The 23,050-nt window shown below is 69.7% G+C and carries 13 protein-coding genes and 3 CRISPR repeat arrays (1 of these 16 running past the window's edge); of the genes, 9 read left to right on the forward strand and 4 right to left on the reverse strand.

Going from position 1 to position 23,050, the window contains the following annotated elements:
* Positions 1-21 precede the first annotated feature (21 nt).
* From F4553_RS38320 to F4553_RS38335, 4 genes are all read right to left on the reverse strand, one after another.
* Positions 22-3,273 carry a S8 family serine peptidase gene (locus F4553_RS38320; RefSeq protein WP_184846376.1) on the reverse strand — a complete coding sequence of 1,084 codons (3,252 nt, stop codon included), beginning with the start codon at positions 3,271-3,273 and terminating at the stop codon, positions 22-24.
* A 234-nt stretch (positions 3,274-3,507) separates the two neighbouring features.
* The gene (locus F4553_RS38325) at positions 3,508-4,236 is read right to left on the reverse strand and encodes a rhomboid family intramembrane serine protease (RefSeq protein WP_184846378.1); all 729 of its coding nucleotides are present in this window, start codon (positions 4,234-4,236) and stop codon (positions 3,508-3,510) included.
* Positions 4,237-4,341: 105 nt separating this feature from the next.
* The gene (locus F4553_RS38330) at positions 4,342-4,998 is read right to left on the reverse strand and encodes a nucleotidyltransferase domain-containing protein (RefSeq protein ID WP_184846380.1); all 657 of its coding nucleotides are present in this window, start codon (positions 4,996-4,998) and stop codon (positions 4,342-4,344) included.
* 116 nt (positions 4,999-5,114) lie between these two features.
* Positions 5,115-5,387: direct repeats of the CRISPR family, unit length 28 nt; unit sequence GGATCACCCCCGCCTACGCGGGGAACGC.
* Positions 5,388-5,600: 213 nt separating this feature from the next.
* A CRISPR array of direct repeats spans positions 5,601-8,922; the repeat unit is 28 nt; unit sequence GGATCACCCCCGCCTACGCGGGGAACGC.
* Between the two features lie 156 nt (positions 8,923-9,078).
* Positions 9,079-10,470, reverse strand: coding sequence for a serine/threonine-protein kinase (locus F4553_RS38335; RefSeq protein ID WP_184846382.1), 1,392 nt, complete (start codon positions 10,468-10,470; stop codon positions 9,079-9,081).
* 346 nt (positions 10,471-10,816) lie between these two features.
* Here F4553_RS38335 and F4553_RS38340 point away from each other — a divergent pair, with 346 nt between their 5' ends.
* The 9 genes from F4553_RS38340 to cas2e are packed head-to-tail and all read left to right on the forward strand — an operon-like array spanning position 10,817 to position 21,900.
* Entirely contained in the window at positions 10,817-12,838 is a 2,022-nt protein-coding gene (locus F4553_RS38340; protein WP_184846384.1) for a UvrD-helicase domain-containing protein, read from the forward strand.
* 24 nt (positions 12,839-12,862) lie between these two features.
* Positions 12,863-15,694 carry a CRISPR-associated helicase Cas3' gene (gene cas3 / locus F4553_RS38345; protein WP_246467604.1) on the forward strand — a complete coding sequence of 944 codons (2,832 nt, stop codon included), beginning with the start codon at positions 12,863-12,865 and terminating at the stop codon, positions 15,692-15,694.
* 50 nt (positions 15,695-15,744) lie between these two features.
* Positions 15,745-17,364: a type I-E CRISPR-associated protein Cse1/CasA gene (gene casA, locus F4553_RS38350; RefSeq protein WP_184846387.1), complete on the forward strand. Its 1,620-nt coding sequence runs from the start codon at positions 15,745-15,747 to the stop codon at positions 17,362-17,364.
* Positions 17,361-18,038 (forward strand): type I-E CRISPR-associated protein Cse2/CasB, encoded by a 678-nt coding sequence (gene casB / locus F4553_RS38355; protein WP_184846389.1) that lies wholly within the window; start codon positions 17,361-17,363, stop codon positions 18,036-18,038. Before casA ends, casB begins: the two co-directional genes overlap by 4 nt.
* Positions 18,035-19,186: a type I-E CRISPR-associated protein Cas7/Cse4/CasC gene (cas7e, locus tag F4553_RS38360; RefSeq protein WP_184846391.1), complete on the forward strand. Its 1,152-nt coding sequence runs from the start codon at positions 18,035-18,037 to the stop codon at positions 19,184-19,186. The genes casB and cas7e overlap by 4 nt, the downstream gene beginning before the upstream one ends.
* Positions 19,183-19,878 carry a type I-E CRISPR-associated protein Cas5/CasD gene (gene cas5e, locus F4553_RS38365; protein WP_184846393.1) on the forward strand — a complete coding sequence of 232 codons (696 nt, stop codon included), beginning with the start codon at positions 19,183-19,185 and terminating at the stop codon, positions 19,876-19,878. The genes cas7e and cas5e overlap by 4 nt, the downstream gene beginning before the upstream one ends.
* Complete coding sequence (cas6e, locus tag F4553_RS38370) at positions 19,875-20,546, forward strand: type I-E CRISPR-associated protein Cas6/Cse3/CasE (RefSeq protein ID WP_221470649.1); 672 nt, start codon at positions 19,875-19,877, stop codon at positions 20,544-20,546. Before cas5e ends, cas6e begins: the two co-directional genes overlap by 4 nt.
* Before the next feature lie 2 nt (positions 20,547-20,548).
* A complete protein-coding gene (gene cas1e, locus F4553_RS38375; protein ID WP_184846396.1) occupies positions 20,549-21,511 on the forward strand; it encodes a type I-E CRISPR-associated endonuclease Cas1e in 963 nt (320 codons plus the stop codon).
* Entirely contained in the window at positions 21,508-21,900 is a 393-nt protein-coding gene (gene cas2e / locus F4553_RS38380) for a type I-E CRISPR-associated endoribonuclease Cas2e (RefSeq protein ID WP_184846398.1), read from the forward strand. Before cas1e ends, cas2e begins: the two co-directional genes overlap by 4 nt.
* A 216-nt stretch (positions 21,901-22,116) precedes the next feature.
* Positions 22,117-23,050: a CRISPR direct-repeat array (repeat unit 28 nt; unit sequence GTGCTCCCCGCGCATGCGGGGGTGATCC) (it continues 572 nt past the right edge of the window).

Raw genomic sequence — 23,050 nt, forward strand, 5'->3', positions numbered from 1 at the left:
GACCGGCACGCCGACCGTGGACTAGCGCACCGCGTACGCCCTGATCACCGTCTCGGTGACCGTGTTGCCCCGGGAGTCGGCGGCCGTGGCCCGGAGCGAGACGAACCCGGCCTGATGCGGCTGCTGGAGCAGGACCCGCCACTGGCCGAGAACCTTCACCGCCGGCACCGACCGCCACGTGGCGCCGTCATCGGTGGAGACCTCCACCGACAGCGACGTGATCGAGCCCGCCCCGGCCAGCCTGCCGACCCGCACCGGGACCACCTCGAAGCGACCCTTCCGCGCGGTGTTGGCGTCGTCGAGGTCCGGTTCGAAGCTCACCGACGACAGCGGCAGGTCGGCCATCTCGGCCGTGGTCGCGGAGTCGAAGGTCCAGACCGCCGACGACCGGGTCGACATCGGCGAGTTCCGCGTGGCCGTCGCCTCCAGCCGGTAGTGCCCCCTGCCTGCGGGGACATCCACGACGGCCCACGGCTCGGAGGTCTGTGCGACCAGTTTCCCGCCGCGGTAGAGCGCGAGCCTCGCGGTGTCGTAGGAGAAGTACCCGGCCCGTCCCGCACCGTCGCCGAAGAGCGCCGGCTGCAGGTACATCGTGTCGCCCTCCCGGACGAGCGGCATCTGCGACGCGAAGTCCTGGCCGACCGCCGGTCCGAAGACCCCCTGGTTGAACCGCTCCGTATAGGTGCGGCCCGGCCGGTAGTCGACCGTCGCGCCGAAGAGCGCGGTGATCGGTTCCCACGCCTCGGGCGAGGCCCACTCCGATGTCCAGGTGCCGACCGGCGCATTGGAGATCAGGTAGTCGGTGCGGGTCACCGGCAGCGGTTGCTCGATGCCGATGTAGGTCTGGAGGAACTCGCCGGGGACCGCCAGCGCGAAGCTCCGGCCACCCCTGGTGCCGGGCTGCGAGGCTCCGACGCCGGTCCGGATCGTCGCCACATCCCTCTGCGCGACGTGCCTGGTCAGGCCCGTCATCGCCGAGCCGCGCTCGATCAGGGCGACCGTATAGGTGAAGGGCGTCTTGTCGAAGGACCCCTCCGCGTCCGGGCGGCCGTAGACGGCCAGGAACTTGGAGGTCAGCTCGGGCAGGTCGCGCGGGCCCAGGTGCGCCGTGAAGTAGCTGCTGATGTTGCGGACGAAATACGTCTGGGACAGCCCGTAGCGCTCGCTGTTGTAGTCCACGATGTACAAGCTGGCCGACGGCTTCGCGGACGGGTCGGGCAGGGTGATGTCGAAGGGCTTGGCGAGCCGGGCGTCGAGCCGGATCGTCTGCGGCCCGCTGATCACCAGCTTCGGATAGCTGAGCACCGTGCGGATCCCGCCGCTCTCCGGGATGTAGGTGCTGGCGATGTAGGTGCCCGGCGGCAGGCGCAGGTCCATCTCGGCGCCGTCCACGTCGTACCACCGAGCGGTTTGGATGTTGACCAGGCTGGTGTAGGCGTTCTCCGCCGGCGCGCCGTCGCGGCCGTTGGCAGACAGGTGGATCGCGTGCTTGAGTTCCTCCCGCACGACGCCGAAGGGCGTCTGGACGCTGATGGCGCCGCCGGTGGCGCTGATCACGCCACCGATCCCGCCGGTGGCGCCGCCGCCCGCGCGGGTGTCCGAGGTCAGGGTCACCGAGGCGGTGCCGCCGGCGGGGATCGTCACCGACGGCGCGCTCAGCGAGAAGATCCCCGCGGGCAGGTCGCCGGTGAGGGCGAGCTGCAGCGTCACCGCAGCCGTTCCCGAGTTGCGGTACGTGACCTCGGTGGTGACCACCGGGTCGTCGGTGTGCGGCCACTCCTGCAGCCCGAGGCTGATCGCGGCGGGGCTGGTGGTGACCTGCTGGGTGATCGCGCGGGCCACGTCGACCCGGCCCGCGCCCGTGCTGAAGACCCCGATCCCGGCGAGCGGTTTCGCCGAGGCCGTCAGCGCGGCCTTGAGCTGCGCGCCCGTCCAGCCCGGGTGGGCCTGGCGGAGGATCGCCGCGGCGCCCACGACGTGCGGTGTCGCCATCGAGGTGCCTGACAGGGTCGTGTAGGGCTCACCGGGCGTACCCAGCTCGCCGTCCTTGCTGTTGGCGGCGGTGATCTCCGCGCCGGGAGCGCCGATCTCCGGCTTGAGCGTCGCGGCATCCGGGCTCGGGCCCCGGCTGGAGAAGTCGGCGAGCTCGTCGGTCTTGGTGGTCGCGGCGACCGCGAGCGCCGCGGCGGCGGTCGCCGGGGAGCCGACCGACTCGTCGGTCCCGTCGTTGCCGGCCGCGACCACGAACAGGGTCCCGAACTGCGCGGACAGGTCGTCGACCGCCTGCTCCACCGGATCGATCTCCGGGGTGTTCGGGCCGCCCAGGCTCATGTTGACCACCTGGGCACCGGACTCCGCGGCCCACTGCATGCCGGCGAGGATCCACGAATCCGCACAGCCGTACAGGGTGCAGATCTTGCCGTCGAGCAGCGTGGAGCCCGGCGCCACACCCCTGTATCTCCCGGCCGAGGCGGCGCCGCTGCCCGCGATGGTCGAGGCGACGTGGGTGCCGTGGCCGACCCGGTCGAGGTCGTCCTCCTCACCCTCGGTGAAGTTGCGGTGGTCGGCGACCTTCCCGACCAGGTCCGGGTGGGTGGCGTCGATGCCGGTGTCGAGCACCGCGACCGTGACGCCGGTGCCGTCGAACCCCGTCGACCACGCGGTCGGTGCCCCGATCAGCGGCACGCTCACGTCGAGGCTGGGCTTGCGCAGGCCGTCCAGCCAGATCTTGCCCGGCGTCGCCGCACCGGCCGCCTTCCCGGCGATCCTCGGTCCGGCCGCCAGCGACGCACGGGTCGCGGGCCAGCGGGCGGCGAGCGTGTCCAGCGGTGCCTTCGCGGCGAAGCCGCGGACAGCGGGCAGTCTCCGCTCGGCCGTGAGCCCCGGCACGGCGGGCGCGCCCGAGACGATCAGCGGCATCACGCCGGGCCGCGCGGCACCGACCGCGAGCAGCTCCGTCACATCGAACAGCCGCTTGTCGAGCCTGCCCGCGCGGACCAGGGGCAGCGCATCGCTGGGGATGACGAAGCGGTGCCCGGCATCGGCGGACCCGATGAAGTCGACGCCCGACCGGGGCGCGACCGTCACCTGTCCGTCCGGCCCGACGGTCACCCGGTCGCCGGTGATCAGCGTGACGACCTGCGTCGTCGCACCGACCCGCGGACCGGGCTGCACCGCCGGCCCGGCCGGCACCGCCGCCGCGGTCGCGCCGGGGAGACCCGCCAGGACCAGTCCGCCGACGAGCGCGGCGGACAACCATCTTCTGGATCGCATGTGTTCCTCCCGTCAACGCGTCCACCCCGTAGTGGATGCGTTGACGGAGGAACATCGATCCCTCACCCCGGCGTTGTCCCAGCTGAATATTCCGATCCGTTCGGTCCGTGACCGCTCGCCACTCGGACTTTTCTCCCTCCGGGTGACAACCGGCTCGCGATCGCCCAAAACCGCAGCACCCCGGCGGAGATCCCGGCTGAACTCGCCCGAACCCGTGCCGGCGCCCATCCCGCCCTATCGGTCGAGGTCAGCTCGGACCTCCTCGGGCGCACCGGGGTGCTGCCGCTCGGTGTCTGAACGCTCGGTGTCTGAAAAGGACCACGCTCCGGCCTTCGCGTCGGCCAGGCCGCCGGCGACCAGCCCACCCAGCAGCGCCGGGCCGTGCAGATCCGCGGTCACGGCCAGGCCGATGCCGACCCCGCCAACCACCAGTGGGTACGCCCACCGCGGCACCCGGTGCCGCAGGGCGATGATCAGGCCCGACGCGGCGACTGCGGCCGCATAGGACCACACGGCGTCGACGGCTGCCCCGACGAGCAGGAAGGCGTAAAGGGCGCCGATCGCGGCGGGCAGCGGATCGCGACCGCGCCACGCGGCCACGGCCATGCCGCCGACCAGGCCGCACAGCCCGATCGAGCTCCCGGCGCCGACGGTGTCGAACAGCAGCCCCCCGACCTGGCCGAGGGCGACCCCGCTGAGGAAGAACAGCACCCATCTGCCGGGGCCGACGACGCGCTCCGCCAGGCACCCCAGTACGAGGAGGAAGAGCAGGTTGCTGATGGTGCCCGGCACTCCGCTGTCCTGGACGAGCGAGGAGGTGGCGAGCCGCCAGAGCTGTCCGTCGGCGATGAGGGCGGGATCGCGCCGCAGGTTCGTCTCCAGGGCGGGGTAGGCGATCTGCAGCAGGCTCGGTACCGCGGTCAGCACGAACACGATCGCGGTGATGCGGGGGAATGGACGCATGGGCGGAATCCTATGGGGACCGGACGTGACGGATCCTCCGTCACCGGGGACCGGCCGTGTCGCGTTCGCGGGCCTGCGGAAGCCGAGCGGCGAACACGGCGCCGGCTACCGCAGCTGGAGCCGAGGGTCTGCGAGCCAGTCGTGGTCCGGGTGCACGCGGGCGAGGAGCTCCGCCAGCGTCTGGCGCTGCGCAGCGGACATGTGCGGGAGGACCGCGTCGAAGTCCGCCCGATCCTTCGGCCGGATGTGCTTGGCCTTGAACAGCAGGACGAACTCGGGTGCGAGATAGGGGACGCCGTCGCGGGACCGGTGGATGATCTCGCGGTAGGGGAGCCGGATCGACTCGTCGCGCCGGCAGATCCACGTGTCGCCATGGTGCGGTTCCCGGAAGACATCCACCAGGTAGCCGCCGGTCTCCGGATCGCGGAGCCAGGTCTGGTGGGTGGCGGCCAGCACCTCGGGCGAGGGGCTCTCCCAGATTCGGCCGCTGCCGACCGCGTCGAAGGCGTAGTGGGAGAGGCGGTTGCGGATCTCGGGGAACCCGGCTGCGGGAACCGCGATCTCGAGATCGCCGTGCTGGCGTGTCTGCGCCCCGAGGAACAGGTCCAGCGCCCAGCCCGCGGCCACGTACCAGGGTGTGGTGACGCCGGCCAGTTGGCGCGCAACCTCGTTCGGGGTCCAGCAGCCCGACCACCTGGCGGGGAGGGCGTCGATGTCGGCGGGCGACAGCTCTTCGCCGCCACCGGGCAGGTGCTCGCTCACCGCCGGAACCTACCAGTCCGTGGAGGCTTGGTGCGTCCGATCGAGACAGCTGTAGGAACGGGCGACATCCTGGTCCGACCAGCATGAGCAGGCCATTCTCAGAGGCGTTCAGCTGGGGATCACCCCCGCCTACGCGGGGAACGTGCGGACAAGCGGCACTACTCGTTCACGCTGCTCGGATCACCCCCGCCTACGCGGGGAACGCGTCAACTACCAGCACCACACTCCGTGGGACAACGGATCACCCCCGCCTACGCGGGGAACGCCCGTGCATGCGCGCCGAGTACGCCAGCGCACAGGGATCACCCCCGCCTACGCGGGGAACGCGCTGCCACCGCGAACCAGGGTCTCGCGAAGGGCGGATCACCCCCGCCTACGCGGGGAACGCGGATGGCAGGGTGCGGCGAAGGAAGCCGACGGTGGATCACCCCGCCTACGCGGGGAACGCCTGCACCGCGTGAGGCAGGGATCATCACGTCTCGGATCACCCCCGCCTACGCGGGGAACGCCCGGAGGTGCTCGGCTGTCTGCCGTAGCGCGACGGATCACCCCCGCCTAGCGGGGAACGCGTGTGGATCACAGCCCATCCGTGGCCGTCGTTGGGATCACCCCCGCCTACGCGGGGAACGCTCCGTGGAGGGCACCACCACGACCAGCCGGGTGGGATCACCCCCGCCTACGCGGGGAACGCGTGTGGCGCCGGGTCGCGGCCGCAGCCCGCCGGGGATCACCCCCGCCTACGCGGGAAACGCTCTGCCGGCTACCGGCTGCCGTGGGGCGACATCGGATCACCCCCGCCTACGCGGGGAACGTCCAAATGCAACCGTCACCACCAGGCCTCCGGCGGGATCACCCCCGCCTACGCGGGGAACGAGCTGGAGGCGCGCCGTGGAGTGGCATTCCGGCCGAATCACCCCCGCCTACGCGGGGAACGCTCAAGGACAGCGAAGCCGACATCGTCCGTACCGGGATCACCCCCGCCTACGCGGGGAACGCGAGACCGTCACCGTGTCGGATGAGCCGCCGCCGGGATCACCCCCGCCTACGCGGGGAACGCAGCACGGGCCACTGGGGCTCGTTCGGACGGAGCGGATCACCCCCGCCTACGCGGGGAACGCAGCCGACCGGGCGCTGGAGGTCGCGGAGGCCGGGGATCACCCCCGCCTACGCGGGGAACGCCAGTCCCGGCACGCACAGGGCACCACGCCCCCGGGATCACCCCCGCCTACGCGGGGAACGCCCGAAGTACGTGGCGAACGCGTCGTTGAGGGTGGGATCACCCCCGCCTACGCGGGGAACGCCCGCCGCCCGCCGTGCGCAGGATGAGCTCCACCGGATCACCCCCGCCTACGCGGGGAACGCGAGGACACCGTGCAGTACTGGGCCAAGAACGCGGGATCACCCCCGCCTACGCGGGGAACGCCCCGGGCTCAGTGGGCCCGGACACGCTCGCGCGGGATCACCCCCGCCTACGCGGGGAACGCGAGGCGTGGCTCAAGGCGCAGATGCCCGACTGGGGATCACCCCCGCCTACGCGGGGAACGCGCTTTCGAGCTGCTCGATCGAGTCGAGCACGGGGGATCACCCCCGCCTACGCGGGGAACGCCCAGAGGCACGCGGCTGCAAGACCTGCGTGCACGGATCACCCCCGCCTACGCGGGGAACGCACGTTAATGGGTTGCCAGTGACGGTTCCACCAGGGATCACCCCCGCCTACGCGGGGAACGCATACCTGAGAAGGCGGCTAGTTGCTTGAGGTCAGGATCACCCCCGCCTACGCGGGGAACGCTCGGTGGCGTATTGGTGACCGGTTTCTCTTCCCGGATCACCCCCGCCTACGCGGGGAACGCATCCGAGTGAGGTCTTACCTGTGAAGTCGAGCAGGATCACCCCCGCCTACGCGGGGAACGCGCGTCGACGCTGAGGAGTTCCCGCTGGTAACGCGGATCACCCCCGCCTACGCGGGGAACGCGCCACCGCGAACTACAAGCTCAAGGACTCCGCAGGATCACCCCCGCCTACGCGGGGAACGCGCTTTGGCGATGGCCGCGTCGAGACCGGGCGTGGGATCACCCCCGCCTACGCGGGGAACGCTCCAGCACGCACATGCGGATCGTGATGTTCGAGGGATCACCCCCGCCTACGCGGGGAACGCTTCCCCATGGCCTTCATGAACACCTTGCGGAACGGATCACCCCCGCCTACGCGGGGAACGCCGGATCCACGCGGCATCGTCGTCAGCCATCCACGGATCACCCCCGCCTACGCGGGGAACGCCCGCGTTTTCTTCGGCCCGTAGATACCAGTGCCGGATCACCCCCGCCTACGCGGGGAACGCAACTTCGCGATCCCGTCCAGCGCCTCAGCGACCGGATCACCCCCGCCTACGCGGGGAACGCTGGTCCCGGACCGACTCGATGATCTCCTGTTGCGGATCACCCCCGCCTACGCGGGGAACGCCCATGTCACAACCGCCTCTCCTGCCGCAGTCAGGGATCACCCCCGCCTACGCGGGGAACGCACCACTCCCGGGAACCAGCGCATGGCTTCCTTTGGATCACCCCCGCCTACGCGGGGAACGCGGGGTCCAGACGGGCCTCATCGCCTCCGCCGACGGATCACCCCCGCCTACGCGGGGAACGCGGATCGTCGTCACCATCTGCGGGTTCGGGTTCGGATCACCCCCGCCTACGCGGGGAACGCGGGTACTCCGGGCAGTACTGGTCCAACGGGGTCGGATCACCCCCGCCTACGCGGGGAACGCGCACTGATCACGTTCTTACCGGCATCCAAGAACGGATCACCCCCGCCTACGCGGGGAACGCGCCTTCTGGGAGTTCTGGGATCCCGCGAAGGGGGGATCACCCCCGCCTACGCGGGGAACGCCAGCTCGGTGACATCGCGAGCATGCGGGTGTGGGGATCACCCCCGCCTACGCGGGGAACGCCCATTCGCTGGTGTTGACGCCCCGGGTGGCGCCGGATCACCCCCGCCTACGCGGGGAACGCACGGGCACGGTGTCCAGCAGACGCGCGGGCAGTGGATCACCCCCGCCTACGCGGGGAACGCGTACCCCTCGGATTATCAGAAAGCCGGTAGGACTGGATCACCCCCGCCTACGCGGGGAACGCCGCCGGAACTCGTCTCCAGCGCCACGGCCCTCGGGATCACCCCCGCCTACGCGGGGAACGCACGCCAGTAGGGCTATCGGTATGGCTCACCGCGGGATCACCCCCGCCTACGCGGGGAACGCGTCGTGTAACTGCTATTCATGAATAGGAGCTGAGGATCACCCCCGCCTACGCGGGGAACGCTCGTTCATTCCCTCCGCTTCCTCCAGGATCTGCGGATCACCCCCGCCTACGCGGGGAACGCGTACGGACCTCCTCAGAGGCCAGGAACCGCTGCGGATCACCCCCGCCTACGCGGGGAACGCAACACGTCCTGGGCGGAGAACATGGTGTGCTCGGGATCACCCCCGCCTACGCGGGGAACGCACCTCTCAGCGATACGACGGAGCTCTTCGTCGGGGATCACCCCCGCCTACGCGGGGAACGCACCATTGCCCAGGCCGCCGGAACGGTCAACGGGGGATCACCCCCGCCTACGCGGGGAACGCGATCCACCGAACGGACCATCCGCAGCCCGCATAGGATCACCCCCGCCTACGCGGGGAACGCAAGCTCCGTGTCCTCGTCGCCGAGGATGTGGGCGGATCACCCCCGCCTACGCGGGGAACGCGAGGCTGCAATCGCCGGTTGGCTTTCGCAGCCCGGATCACCCCCGCCTACGCGGGGAACGCGGGTAGTCCCCGCCGCAGCAGATCCACTTCCCGGGATCACCCCCGCCTACGCGGGGAACGCCTGTGCGCTCGCTGCCGGATGGTGAGCTGTGAGGGATCACCCCCGCCTACGCGGGGAACGCACTGTTTTACCAGGGCCGCAGCGGCGCCAGCACCGCTATTTCGTTCACTAGCAGTTCGTAGATCATTTATCTATTCCCTAGAACGGCCCGAACAACCTATCTGCAACTGACGACTCCCACGAGCAATTCCACAATAGTCCCGAAGCCCGCGTCACCTCACAACTGCTTCAGCCCTTCGATCTCCTGCCGTAGCTCTGCCAGGCTCGGGTCCCCAGCCCCATGGATCCGCAACCGATCATCGAGCACCTCCTTGAGCTGCTGCAGCGCCCGCAGCGGCTCGCCAACCATCGCGTGTGCCCTCGCCACGTGCAGCCGACAGTCGAGGACCTCCTCGCTGTCCAGCCCATTCAGCGCCGCCATGTCGTCGATGAGCAGCCGAAACTGCCGAGCAGCCTCCCGATATTCGCCTGCTCCGAACAGCGCCTTCGCGTGAACCGCACGCACCTCGAGCACATCAGAATCGATGTCGCCAAAGGCTCGGATAGCCGGCTCAATGATCACACTGAGGAGCCTGGCCGCGCTGGCGGGCTCGGACCCGTGTATCAACGCCTGCGCGTGTCGGCGAACCTTGTCGAGTTCGGCCCGGCTGACCGCAGGCATGGCGAGCACGGGGCGTAGCGGGGTCCGACGACCACTCGGAGTGCGGCTGGCGATGGCGGTGTAGGCACGCACGGCTTCGGTCTCAGGCGCGGGCAGCCCGGCAAGTTCAGGAAGGTCGTCCGCGAACGGCGCGAGTCTGTTGTAGACGGTGACGGCGTCGCTCGGCCGGTCCTCGGGGCACTTCTCCAGCATCGCCAGGACGAGCTCCTCCAGCTCGACGGGGATTGCGCCGCGGAGCGTGTTCGGCCGGGTGGGCTGCCGGGTGAGGTGGTGGTCCAGCACGACCTTGCTGTTCGCGTCGTTGAACGGTGGTTGGCCGGTGAGCAGGTCGTAGATCGTGCAGCCGAGACCGTAGATGTCGGTGGCCGGAGTGCATTCCGCGCTGTTGATCTGCTCTGGTGCCATGTAGCAGGCGGTGCCGAGGACCTGTCCGGTGAGGGTGAGCCGGGAGGTGTCGCTGCCCGAGAACGCCGCGGCCAGTCCGAAGTCGAGGACCTTGACGGCACCCTCCCTGTCCAGGATGAGGTTGTCGGGTTTGAGATCGCGGTGGATGAGACCCAGGTGATGAGCGGCGATGAGGACGCCACTGACCTGCGCCCCGATGGCGGCGACCCAGCCGATGGGGAGCGGTGAACCTTGGGTGATGAGGTCGTCGACGTTAATGCCGTCGATGTACTGCATGACGATGTATGGGCGTCCCTTGTGCACGCCGACGTCGTAGATCGCAGGCACGCCGGGGTGGTCGAGGCGTGCGGTGTGGCGTGCTTCCCGCTTGAACCGGTGAACAAGGTCGGCGTCCGGTTCGTCGTTCGGAAAGCGGATCAGCTTGATGATGACCGTGCGTCTGAGCGTGAGGTCGCGCGCTTTCCAGATCTCGCCCATGCCGCCGACGGCGAGCGTCGCCCGTCCCAGCTGGTACCGCTCGTTGATGAGCTCAAGCGCGGCCACGGCTCCTCCAGCTGCGTGCGCGCGGCAAGGCCGCGCGGGAAGCGACAAACGCAAATCTTAATCACCTCACCGGTACGCGATGGCAAGCCTGTGTCGAGCAAACCGTCCACAGTGGATGACCCCCCGCCGAAGCCACCCGATTGTGGTCCGCCGAACGTACTACTTGGCCAAGCGTAAACGATAGTTAGCGGAATTTTCTTGTAAATAGTGTTCACGGTGTGGTTAGGTGTTCCGGCGGCCGAGGGGTCGAGACCGAGTCGGGAGGGGACGCATGGCGGAGTTGGCGCTCGATTGCGGATTTCTGGCTGCATACGGGAGGTTGCCGAAGGATGTGCAGCGTGCCGTCGTGTCGGCGATCAGCAAGTTCGCCGAGCATACGCATGCGGGCATCCACCTGGAGACACTCGAAGGGGCGCGAGACCCTAACGTTCGGACCATTCGAATCAACCTGGCCTACCGAGGGGTGGTACTCGCGGCGGGCGGCGCGAAATATGTGCTCCTCACGGTCATGCACCACGACGACGCCATCGCCTACGCGGTCAGCAGACGGTTCACCGTCAACCGTGTCTTCGGCCTGCTGGAGATGCGGGATCAGCAGCGGATCGAGGAGATCGAGCAGGCCCTGCCACCGACGCCTGCCGTCGGCCTCTTCAGCTGGGTCTCCGACAATGACCTGCGGCGGCTCGGCATCGAGGACGTGCTCATCCCGCTGATCCGGGCCGTCACGACCGACGAGCAGCTCGCTTCGTTCCGAGCGGTCCTGCCGACCGCCCAGTTCGACGTGCTGACCGGACTCTCGATGCGGATGACCGTCAACGAGATCTTCGACGAGCTCGCTCAGCGGATCGTCGCCGACATCGACACCTCGGACCTGTTCACCGCCGCCGGGCGTACACCCGAGCGGGTGAAGCTTGTCAGCGGGCCGCACGAGCTCGCATCGATCCTCGCCCACCCCTTCGACGTGTGGCGGGTCTTCCTGCACCCGACGCAGCATGACATCGCCTACCGCCCGAGCTATGCCGGTCCGGCCCTCATCACCGGCAGTGCGGGAACGGGCAAGACCGTCACCGCGGTGCACCGGGCGGTCTTCCTCGCGGGTCGCCTGCCCGCCGACGGCTCGAAGATCCTGATGACGACATACACCAGGACGCTCGCCGACACCCTGCGGCGCCAGATCGACCTGCTCACCGACGACAAGGTGATCCGCAGCCGCATCGATGTCCTCGGTGCCGACCAGCTCGCGCACCAGATCGTGAAGGGCCGCCGCGAGCCCAAGGTGATCGAGCCCGAGCCGTTGCGAGCGCTCTGGCAGGCGGTGGCGGCGGACGCACCGTCGTACTTCAGCCGCACCGGCACTCTCGCCACGTTCAGCCCGGCTTTCCTGCAGCGGGAATGGGAGCAGGTCATCCTCGCGCAGCAGATCACCACGGCGGACGGTTACCGCACCGCCGTCCGCCGTGGCCGGGGCGACGCACTGCGCGCAGACCAGCGCGACCAGGTCTGGGCGGCGGTCAACGGAGCGGTCGCCAGGCTGGCGAAGCAGCGGCAGAGCACCTACCTCCAGCTCGCGGACGAGGCGGTGGGCATCCTCGCGACGAGCGGTCCGATCTACCGGCACGTCATCGTGGACGAGGGCCAGGACCTGCACCCGTCGCAGTGGCGCCTGCTGCGTGCCGCCGTCGCGCCAGGGCCGGACGACCTGTTCCTGATGGCCGATCCCTACCAGCGGATCTATGACAACCACGTCTCGCTCAAGTCGCTCGGCATCGAGGTGAGCGGCCGCAGCCGCAGGCTCACCCTCAACTACCGCACCACGCACGAGATCCTCGCCTGGTCGATTCGGGTGCTCAACGGGGACTCGGCGGTGAGCCTGGACGACACCGTGGACACCCTCGCCGGCTACCGGTCGCTCACCCACGGCCGACCGCCCGCGCTGACCGTGCACCGCGACCGGGCCGGAGAGCTCAGCAAGCTGATCGAGCGGGTCGGCACCTGGATGGACGACGACGAGGTCGAGCCGGAGGCGATCGGTGTCGCGGCCCGCAACGGCCAGCTCGTGAAGGCGATCATCAAGGCGCTGACCGATGCGCACATCCCGGTCGCCGACGAGAAGACCGGCGGTGCCGGGGTCCGGGTCGCCTCCATGCACCGGCTGAAAGGACTGGAGTTCCAGTGCCTCGCCGTGGTCGGCCTGGACGCAGGTGTCCTGCCCTCCGCCCAGGCGGTCACCGACCCGGCTGAGGACCCGCTGTCGCACCGCCAGGACATGCAGCGCGAGCGATGCCTGCTCTTCGTCGCGATGACCAGGGCACGGGATGCGCTCTACCTCTCGCACACCGGCACGCGCAGCTCGCTCCTGCCCGCCTGATCCCTTGTCGATGAGGAGATGTCGATGACTCCGCCGCTGACCGACGCCGCCGCATCGGTGTGGGGCAAGACCGACCGGACGGGCACGTCCTTGATCGGCTGGCTGCCGCTGTGGCGCCACCTCGCCGACACGGCAGCCGTCGCCGGGCGGCTCTGGGACGGCTGGCTGAGTCCGTCGGTCGCGCAGCGGATCAGCTCCGAGCTGCCCGGCGGTGCCGAGGACGGCCGCACCCTGTTGACCTGGCTCGCCGGTATCCACGACATCGGCAAGGCCACGCCCGCTTTCGCCAGCCAGGCTAGGCCATTTGCCGACCGGATGCGCGCGAACGGACTCGACTACCACGAGGAGCGGATCAAGCAGGACCGGAAGCTGGCGCCGCACGCCACCGCCGGCCAGGTGATCCTCGCCGACTGGCTCGCCGATGGGCACGGCTGGGAGGACAACATCCATGCGTACGCCGTCGTCGTCGGCGGCCACCACGGCACTCCGCCCACCGACGAGAACATCACCCAGGTCAACTTCCACCGGCACCTGCTCGGCGACAGCTCATGGATCGAGGTCCAGCACGAATTGCTCGCCTGGATGACCGAGCGAACCGGAGCAGCGGACCGCCTCGCGGACTGGGGCGAAGCCAGGCTCTCCCAGCCCGTCCAGGCAGCACTGACCGGACTCGTGATCGTCGCCGACTGGATAGCGAGCAATGAGGAGTTCTTCCCCTACGAACTCACTACAGCCGAGAGCGAGCGAATCGAGTCGGCCTGGCGGACTCTGGATCTCCCGGCGCCTTGGACGCCGGTGCCGCACCTGTCCACGGTGGATCAACTCTTCGCCGCCCGGTTCGAGCTCCCACCTGGCGCCTCCCCGCGACCGGTCCAGCGAACAGTCGCCGAACTCGCCGCTGAGATGCCTGTGCCCGGGATGCTGATCGTCGAGGCGGCGATGGGGGAGGGCAAGACCGAGGCCGCGCTCGCCGCCGTGGAGATCCTCGCGGGGCGCTCCGGTGCGAGCGGATGCCTGATCGCGCTGCCTACGCGCGCCACGAGCGATGCGATGTTCGGGCGAGTGCTGTCGTGGCTACGCCGCCTGCCGGACGCCGACGTGGGCCGGGGTGCCAGGGACATCAAGCTCGCGCACGGCAAGGCCGCGTTCAACTCCGACTTCTCCGGCCTGATATACCGCAACGCGATGCCGAGCGGGATCTCCATCGAGGAGGGCGGCTCGGCGGTCGGGGTGCACCAGTGGCTCGCGGGGCGGAAGCGGTCGATGCTCTCCAGCTTCGTCATCGGCACCATCGACCAGCTGCTTTTCGCCGCCCTGCGCTCCCGGCATCTCGTGCTGCGCCACCTGGGCCTCGCCGGGAAGATTGTGGTCATCGACGAGGCACACGCCTACGACGTCTTCATGAGCTGCTTCCTCGACCGTGCGCTGGAGTGGCTGGCCGCTTATGGCGTACCGGTCATCGTCCTGTCGGCGACGCTGCCCGCGCACCGGCGCGCGGAGATGATGGCCGCCTACGACCGGGGTCGGCTCGGAGCGCTGCCTCGACCCACCTGGCGCAATCCCGGACCGCCGCCCGACCACTACGCCGGCCAGCGCAACGACCTGCGCTACCCCCTGGTCACGGTCTCCACCGCGGACCGGGGAGCTGCCTCGCACGAGTGCGCCGACTCCGGCCGGGGGATCACTGTTCGCCTCGAACCGCTCGACGACTCACCCGAGCACCTCGCCGCGCTGCTGCGGGCCGCGCTCGCTGACGGTGGCTGTGCGCTTGTGGTGCGCAACACGGTGGCGCGGGTCCAGCAGACCGCCGAGGAGTTGCGGGAGGTGCTCGGCACCGACTACCCGGTCTCGGTGGCGCACTCCCGCTTCATGGCGCCGGACCGGGCGGCCAAGGACCGGTGGCTGCGCGAGGCGTTCGGCCCGCCCGGAAGCGGCGAGCGCCCGGCCCGGCACATCGTGGTCGCCAGTCAGGTGGCGGAGCAGTCGCTCGACATCGACTTCGACCTGCTCGTGACCGACCTGGCCCCGGTCGACCTGATGCTTCAGCGCATCGGGCGGCTGCACCGCCACGACCGTCCGGATCGCCCGCCGCACCTCGCTGAGGCGACCTGCCACGTCACCGGGGCCGACTGGACGGCGGTGCCGCCGAAGCCGGTGGCCGGTTCGCGTCGGGTCTATCAGGAGTCCGCCCTGCTGCGCTCGGCGGCTGTGCTGTGGCCGATGCTCACCGAGGACATCTCGCTGCGCCTGCCTGCCGACATCTCGATCCTCACCCAGGCCGCATACGGACAGGAGCAGGTCGGGGATGAGGGCTGGCAGCCTGCGATGGCCGAAGCGTTCGAGACCGCGGAGAAGCAGCGGGCCGACAAGGAGAGCCGGGCCGGCGGGTTCCGGCTCGACAACGTCGCCGAGCCGGGGACACCGCTGATCGGGTGGCTCACCGGCGGTGTCGGCAACACCGACGACCGCGCGGGTCAAGGTCACGTCCGGGACGACGACGCCGAGTCGCTCGAGGTCATCGTCCTGGTACGCACACCCGACGGCCTAGTCGTCCCCCCATGGGTCGACCGGAGTGCGGGTGTCGAAGTCTCCACCGAAGCGGTCCCGCCACGGCAGCTCGTGCGGGACATCGCTCGCTGCACCCTGCCCCTGCCGAGGCTGATGACCGCCCCCGACGTCATCGACGGTGTCATCGCCGCGCTGGAGGGCTCTCTTGACCTGCGTGCCTGGCAGGACGACCGCTGGCTCGGCGGAGAGCTCGTCCTCGTGCTCGATGAGGACGGCAGGGCAGCTGTCGCGGAGTTCGATCTCGCCTACAACAACGACGAAGGACTTCGTGTCTCCAAAGTGGAGTAATAAATGTCATCAATAGGAGGTGATGTGTGAACGAGCAAGGATTTTCGCTGATGGATGAGCCCTGGATACCGGTGCTGGATCTGAGTGGGCGGCTGCGTGAGGTGTCGCTGCGCGGGCTGTTCGCCGACGCGGGCGAGCTTCGGATGCTCGCGTGCGAACTGCCGACCCAGTCGTTCGCGATCCTGCGGCTGGCACTGGCGATCCTGCACCGGGCGACTGACGGCCCACCGGGCGAGACGGCCTGGCGAGAGCTGTGGAAGCAGCCCGGCCTGCCACTATCCGATGTGGAGGATTACCTCGCCGCTTTCCGGGACAGGTTCGATCTGCTCCACCCGGAGCGACCGTTCTACCAGGTGGCCGACCTGCAGACGGCGAAAGGCGAGGTCTTCGGGCTGGAGCGGCTCATCGCCGACGTGCCCAACGGCTTTCCCTTCCTCACGACGCGAGCCGGCACCGGGATGGACCGGATCTCCGCGGCCGAGGCGGCGCGCTGGCTGCTGCACTGCCAGGCCTTCGACCCGTCGGGGATCAAGTCCGGCGCGGTCGGTGACGCCCGGGTCAAGGGCGGTCGGGGCTACCCGATCGGTGTCGGCTCGGCGGGTTCGCTCGGGGGTGTCTACCTGGAGGGGGCGACTCTGCGGGAGACCCTGCTGCTCAACCTGGTCCCGACCGGTCCCGGACTGCTCGCATCCGACGCGCGGGACCTGCCGGTCTGGGAGCGCGAGCCGCACGGACCCAGCGAGGAACCGGCGACGGCGAGGGGCCCGTTCGGAGTGCTCAGCCTCTACACCTGGCAGTCGCGGCGCATCCGGCTCAACGGCGATCGCCACGGCATCACCGGCGCGATGGTCGCCAACGGCGACAAGATCGAGTGGCAGGACCGGCAGCTCATGGAGCCGCTCAGCGTCTTCGGCCGCAGCGGACCCCGGGAACGCGAGGCCAAGCGCGTCCCGATCTACCTGCCCCGCCCGCACGATCACACCCGGGCACTGTGGCGCGGGCTGGAGACCCTCCTTCCACCGCCGGCATCGGGTGGCAGCGAGCCGCCTCAGCGCTTGTCGCCGCTGGTCATGCAGTGGCTGGCCCGGCTCCGGGTCCATCGCGTGCTCGGTGACGACTTCACCGTCACGTCCCGGGCGGTGAGCATCACCTACGGCGTGCAGCAGGCCACCACGAGCGAGGTGTTCGGTGACTCCCTGACGATGAACGTCCAGGTCGTCAGCGGCGAGGCTGAGCTGCGTACCACCGTGGTGGACAGCGCGGGCGACGCGGAGGAGGCGGTGAAGGTGCTGCGCTCGCTCGCGGCGGACCTGGTGCGTGCCGCGGCCGGGCAGGGGACCGACAACGGTGCCGCGGACCGGGCCGCGGCTGCCGCCTACGCGGAGCTGGACCGGCACTTCCGCCGCTGGCTGGCCAGGCTGGGAACCGGCTCGGATGCCCTGGCGGAACGGCGGGCGTGGCAGCGGACGGTGCTGAAGGTCGTCGTGCGGCTCGGGCGGGACATGATCGCCGCCGCCGGTCCGGCCGCCGCGGTCGGCCGGGTCGAGCGCGACAACGGCAAGGACGTCCACTACTGCAGCGCGCAGGCCGAAGCCTGGTTCCGGAGAAAGATCTACAAGGCACTGGAGCTGGCGTTCGACACATCAGCCAAGGAGGAGGTACCCGCATGACCACCGCTGTCGCAGAGGAGAAACCGTCGGCCGAAGACGGCCGTCGACGTTACTCGCGCCGACGCGGACCGCTGGGCGACGATGTCGCCAAGACGGTCTTCGCGCTCCAGAACAACTTCCTGAGGGAGCGCCAGGAAGCCATCGGCGCGCTGGCCAGACTCCGCCGGGGGATCGGTCGTGAACCCGGCTTCGACTACACCCTCGACGGCTACCTCGCGGTCCCTGACGACCTGCTCGGCGACTGGCTGCCCGATGACGGGGCAGCCTCCGACGCTGAGCACGCCAAGCACGCCGCCGTGACCCTCTACGCACTGCACCAGCAGTCCCGCCGGGAGCGGATGCACGTCGACCAGCGAGGGCTCGGTACGGCGATCGCCGAACTCAGCCGGGTGGTCGGCTCGACGGACGGGGTCCGGCGCCGGTTCTCGACCCTGGGTACGGCAGCCACCTTCGGCGAAGCCCTCTATCACCTGCGGAGCCTTGTCGTGATGCTCCGCGAGCACCGCATCGCGCTCGACTACGGACTGCTCGCCGACGATCTCAGGACGATGCGCCGACCGGGCGGCCGAGCCCAGGTCCAAGCCGTGTGGGGCCGCGAGTTCTTCCGCAGCAAGCCGACCAGATCCGCTGACGAGACCACCGAGACCGAATCGACCGAGGAGAACCAGCCATGACGACGGCCCAGGACACGCGCACGATCATCGACATTCACATCCTGCAGACCGTGCCGCCGAGCAACATCAACCGCGACGACACCGGCTCGCCGAAGACCGCCTACTACGGCGGCGTACGCCGGGCACGGGTCTCCAGCCAGGCGTGGAAGCGGGCTGTGCGGCTCGCCTTCGCCGACCTGCTCGACGACTCCCAGCTCGGCGAGCGCACCAAGCGGGTGGGGGAGTCGCTCGCCGAACGGATCGCGGCACTGGACCCGTCGCTCGCCGATCGGAAATCCGAGCTGGCGGCTGCGGTCTTCGCCGCGTCGGGCCTGAAGACCGAGAAGAAGAAGGCCGACAAGAAGGACGCCGAGGAGAGCGGCGACGTGGAGTCCGGCTACCTGCTCTTCCTCAGCCACCGCCAGCTCGACAACCTCGCGGCCGTCGCGGTGGAGTCGGCCAACAACGACAAGCCCCTCGACGGCAAGGTCGTGCGGGCGTTGGCCAACACCGAGCACAGCATCGACATCGCCCTGTTCGGCCGGATGGTCGCCGACCTCCCCGACATCAACGTCGACGCCGCCTGCCAGGTGTCGCACGCGATCAGCGTGCACGCCGTCGACAACGAGTTCGACTACTTCACCGCGGTCGACGACCGCAAGCAGGACAACAATGAGACCGGTGCGGGAATGATCGGCACGGTCGAGTTCAACTCCTCGACGCTCTACCGGTACGCCACCGTCGACGTGAACCTCCTGCAGCAGACGCTGGGCGACGATGCCGCGACGCGGGCGGCGGTGGAGGCGTTCGTGACGGCGTTCGTGCGCAGCATGCCCACCGGCAAGCAGAACACCTTCGCCCACCGCACGCTGCCCGACGCCGTGGTGGTGCGGGTCCGCGAGACGCAGTCGATCAACCTGGTCGGTGCGTTCGAGACACCGGTCACCGAGAGCCAGAGCAGCGGCCGGATCAAGCTCGCGGCGGACGCGCTCGCCGACCACACCAAGCAGGTGGAGAACGCCTTCGGCGAGCAGCCGGTCCAAAGCTGGGTCACCCTCGCCGGGACGCAGGCCGACGCGCTCGCCGGCCTCGGCGAGTCGGTGCCGTTCAACGCGCTCGTCGTCGGCGTGGGGGAGCTGGTCGCGGCGCGGCTCGGGCAGTCCGCATGAGCGTGCTGCTGCTGCGGCTGGCAGCGCCCCTGCAGTCCTGGGGGGCGTCCAGCCGCTTCGCCCACCGCAACACCGAGATCGCACCGACCAAGAGCGGCGTACTCGGCCTGCTCGCCGCAGCCCGGGGCATCCGCCGGACCGAGCCGCTCACCGAGCTGCTGGAGCTGCGGTTCGGCGTGCGGCTGGACCAGCCCGGACAGATCATCCGGGACTTCCAGACCGCGCGAAGCCTCGACGGCCGCGACAGCATGCCGCTGACCTACCGCTACTACCTCGCCGACGCGATCTTCCTCGCGGGGGTCAGCGGCGACGCGGAACTGCTGCACGGTCTGCACGACGCGCTGCGCAGGCCGAAGTTCCCGCTCTACCTCGGCCGACGGTCCTGCCCACCGGCCGGGCCGGTCAGCCTGGGCGTTCACGACGGCGAGCTGGAGGATCGGCTCGACACGTTCGACTGGCTCGCGACAGAGCAATTCAAGAAGAAGTCCTACCAGTCGGTCCGACTCGAGATCATCCGAGATGCCAGGCCGGGCGAGCGCGTATCAGAAACCGTGCTGGACGAGCCGGTCAGCTTCGATCCGGCACACCGGCAGTACGCATGGCGGCCCGTCGTCCGCAGCCACACCGACCGGATCGCCAACGCTGTCGGCGTCGCAGACGACCACGACCCGATGACCCTGGTAGGGGGATGAGCGTGTACCTGACCAGGTTCCGGATCAACACCGCCCGCCGCGGGGCGCGCAAGCTCCTCGGCTCCCCGCACACGATGCACGCCGCGGTCCGTGCGGCTTTCGCCAACCCCGAAGACCACGAGCGCGAGGGTACGCGGACCCTCTGGCGCCTCGACGCACCCGCACCGGCCACCGTGCACCTCTACGTGGTCAGCCCCGGCAAGCCGGATCTGACCCACCTCGTCGAGCAGGCCGGCTGGCCCACCACGGACACCTGGGACACCCGGGACTACGACGGGCTGCTCGGCTCGCTGAGGAACGGCCAGCGATGGGCCTTCCGGCTCACCGCCAATCCCGTCCACAACGGGCGCCTGACGAAGGACGCGAAGGAGACGCAGCGGTTCGGCTACCTCCGCGAGGCCGAGCAGGCCGACTGGCTCGTCAATCGCGCCGCCCGACACGGGTTCACCGTCGCGGATCAGGATGACGGCGGCCCCAACCTCATGCTTCACCGACGGCAGAACGTCACCTTCCGGCGCGGCAACGGCTCGGTCACCCTCGTCACCGCGACCTACGACGGGATCCTGGACATCACCGATGTCGAGGCGTTCCGGCGTACGCTCACCGGCGGCCTCGGCCACGCCAAGGCGTACGGGTGCGGACTGCTCACCCTGGCACCGGTGCGGTAGGGATGAAGATTCCCGGCGTGCCGCCGGCGGAGATCCCCGACCTCGTCCGGGCAGAGGACCGGATCAGCTTCCTCTACCTCGAACGAAGCGTCATCCACCGCGACAGCAACGCCATCACCGCCGCCGACGACCGAGGCGTCATGCACATCCCGGCTGCCTCGATCGGCGTACTGATGCTGGGACCCGGCACCAGCATCACCCACCAGGCCATCGCCCTGCTCGCCGACCACGGTGCCACCGCCATCTGGGTCGGCGAGCGGGGCGTCCGCTACTACGCCCACGGCCGGTCGCTCGCCTCGTCGACCCGGCTGCTCATCGCCCAGGCCGCAGCGGTCTCGCACCGGGACCGTCGGCTCAGCGTCGCCCGAGCGATGTATGGCATGCGTTTCCCCGGGGAAAGCACCGCCGACCTCACCATGCAGCAGTTGCGGGGCAAGGAAGGCGCCCGGGTCCGCCGCTCCTACCGAGAGCACGCCGAGCGGACCGGTGTCACCTGGCGCAGCCGCGATTACAACCCGGAACAGTTCGAGGACGGCGACGCCATCAACCAGGCGCTCTCCGCCGCGCACGCCTGCCTCTACGGCATCGTGCACGCGGTCATCGTGGCGGTCGGCGCTTCGCCGGGGCTCGGATTCGTCCACACGGGACACGAGCGGGCCTTCGTCTATGACATCGCCGACCTCTACAAGGCGGAGGTGACGATTCCGGTCGCGTTTGACATCGTCGCGAGTGGAGAGGCGGACATCGGGAGTCGGGCGCGCAGGGCGGTGCGGGACCGCGTACACGATGGGTCGATTTTGACCAGGTGTGTGCGTGACATTCGCGCGTTGCTGCTGGGCGGCGAGGCCGGGCCCATCGACGAAGGTTGGGCGGAGCCCGACCTGGTCAAGCTCTGGGACGAGACAGGGATCGAGCTTGCGGGTGGGCGCAACCACGGAGATTTCATCGACTGGGACGATGTATGACGGTCATCGTTCTGACCGCTTGTCCGGCAGGTTTGCGCGGGAATCTGACGCAATGGCTGCTGGAGCTGTCGGCAGGTGTCTATGTTGGACATATCAGTGCGAGGGTGCGTCAGCGGCTCTGGAGCCGGGTGGTGGAGATGGCCGGACCCGGCCGCGCGCTGATGGTCTTCCAGGTGCGCGGCGAGCAGCGGCTTTCGTTTCTTGTGCACGATCATCATTGGGTACCGGTCGATGTCGACGGGGTCGTGCTGATGCGTCGGCCGGTGGAGAGTGTCCTGCGGAACGCTGCGCTGCCAGAAGGGTGGAGCAAGGCGGCGAAGAGGCGGAAGTTCGGCCGGAGGAACCGTGGCGGGGGTTCCGGGGATGCCAGTTATAGTGATGAAAATTAGCCGGGTTGATCTCCGGCGCCCCAGGTAGACAAGTGTGCTCCCCGCGCATGCGGGGGTGATCCTCCTGATGATGCAACGTCGATGGAACCCGTTCCGTGCTCCCCGCGCATGCGGGGGTGATCCCGGTTTCAACAGTGCGGCGACCGGTGTCCGTGGGTGCTCCCCGCGCATGCGGGGTGATCCGCACGGCATCCGGGTGCTGGGCGTCACCCCGGGGTGCTCCCCGCGCATGCGGGGGTGATCCGCACAACCAGACCACCCCGTTGCCGCCGAAGGCGTGCTCCCCGCGCATGCGGGGGTGATCCGTACGCGTCCACCAAGGATGGCGACATCTTCGCGTGCTCCCCGCGCATGCGGGGGTGATCCGCGCGCCGAGGACCGACCACATCGCGGGCCGGAGTGCTCCCCGCGCATGCGGGGGTGATCCGTCAGGACCGAGGCGGGCCCAGCGATGGGACCTGTGCTCCCCGCGCATGCGGGGGTGATCCCTCACCGCCGCCGAGCGCGAGCGGTTCAGCAACGTGCTCCCCGCGCATGCGGGGGTGATCCGTTGCGCATCGGGGTGACCGCGACGATCTCCACGTGCTCCCCGCGCATGCGGGGGTGATCCGGCGCGAGTCTGGTCGATGAGACGCATGGTCTGGTGCTCCCCGCGCATGCGGGGGTGATCCGTGCCTCACGACCACGCCAGCGGCGGCGGCGGCGTGCTCCCCGCGCATGCGGGGGTGATCCTGTGGATCGTGATGTTCCTGAGGTAGCCATAGCGTGCTCCCCGCGCATGCGGGGGTGATCCCAACGTGAAGCTGCTAAGCAGGAAGGGCGCAGAGTGCTCCCCGCGCATGCGGGGGTGATCCGGGAGATAGCGAATGTCTATCCGTGCAGGCGTGGTGCTCCCCGCGCATGCGGGGGTGATCCCATCGTCCGCAGGAACGCGTGCACGGTGTCCACGTGCTCCCCGCGCATGCGGGGGTGATCCGACCTGGGAGTCGCTGGGCTGGGAGCCCTCCGCGTGCTCCCCGCGCATGCGGGGGTGATCCCCATTCTGCGGTACAGGGCGGGGACCACGGACCCGTGCTCCCCGCGCATGCGGGGGTGATCCGTAAGTCGCCACAGGAGGGCCCGGAGCTTCGGCGTGCTCCCCGCGCATGCG

The sequence above is a fragment of the Allocatelliglobosispora scoriae genome, from assembly GCF_014204945.1.
Classification (GTDB): Bacteria; Actinomycetota; Actinomycetes; order Mycobacteriales; family Micromonosporaceae; genus Allocatelliglobosispora; species Allocatelliglobosispora scoriae.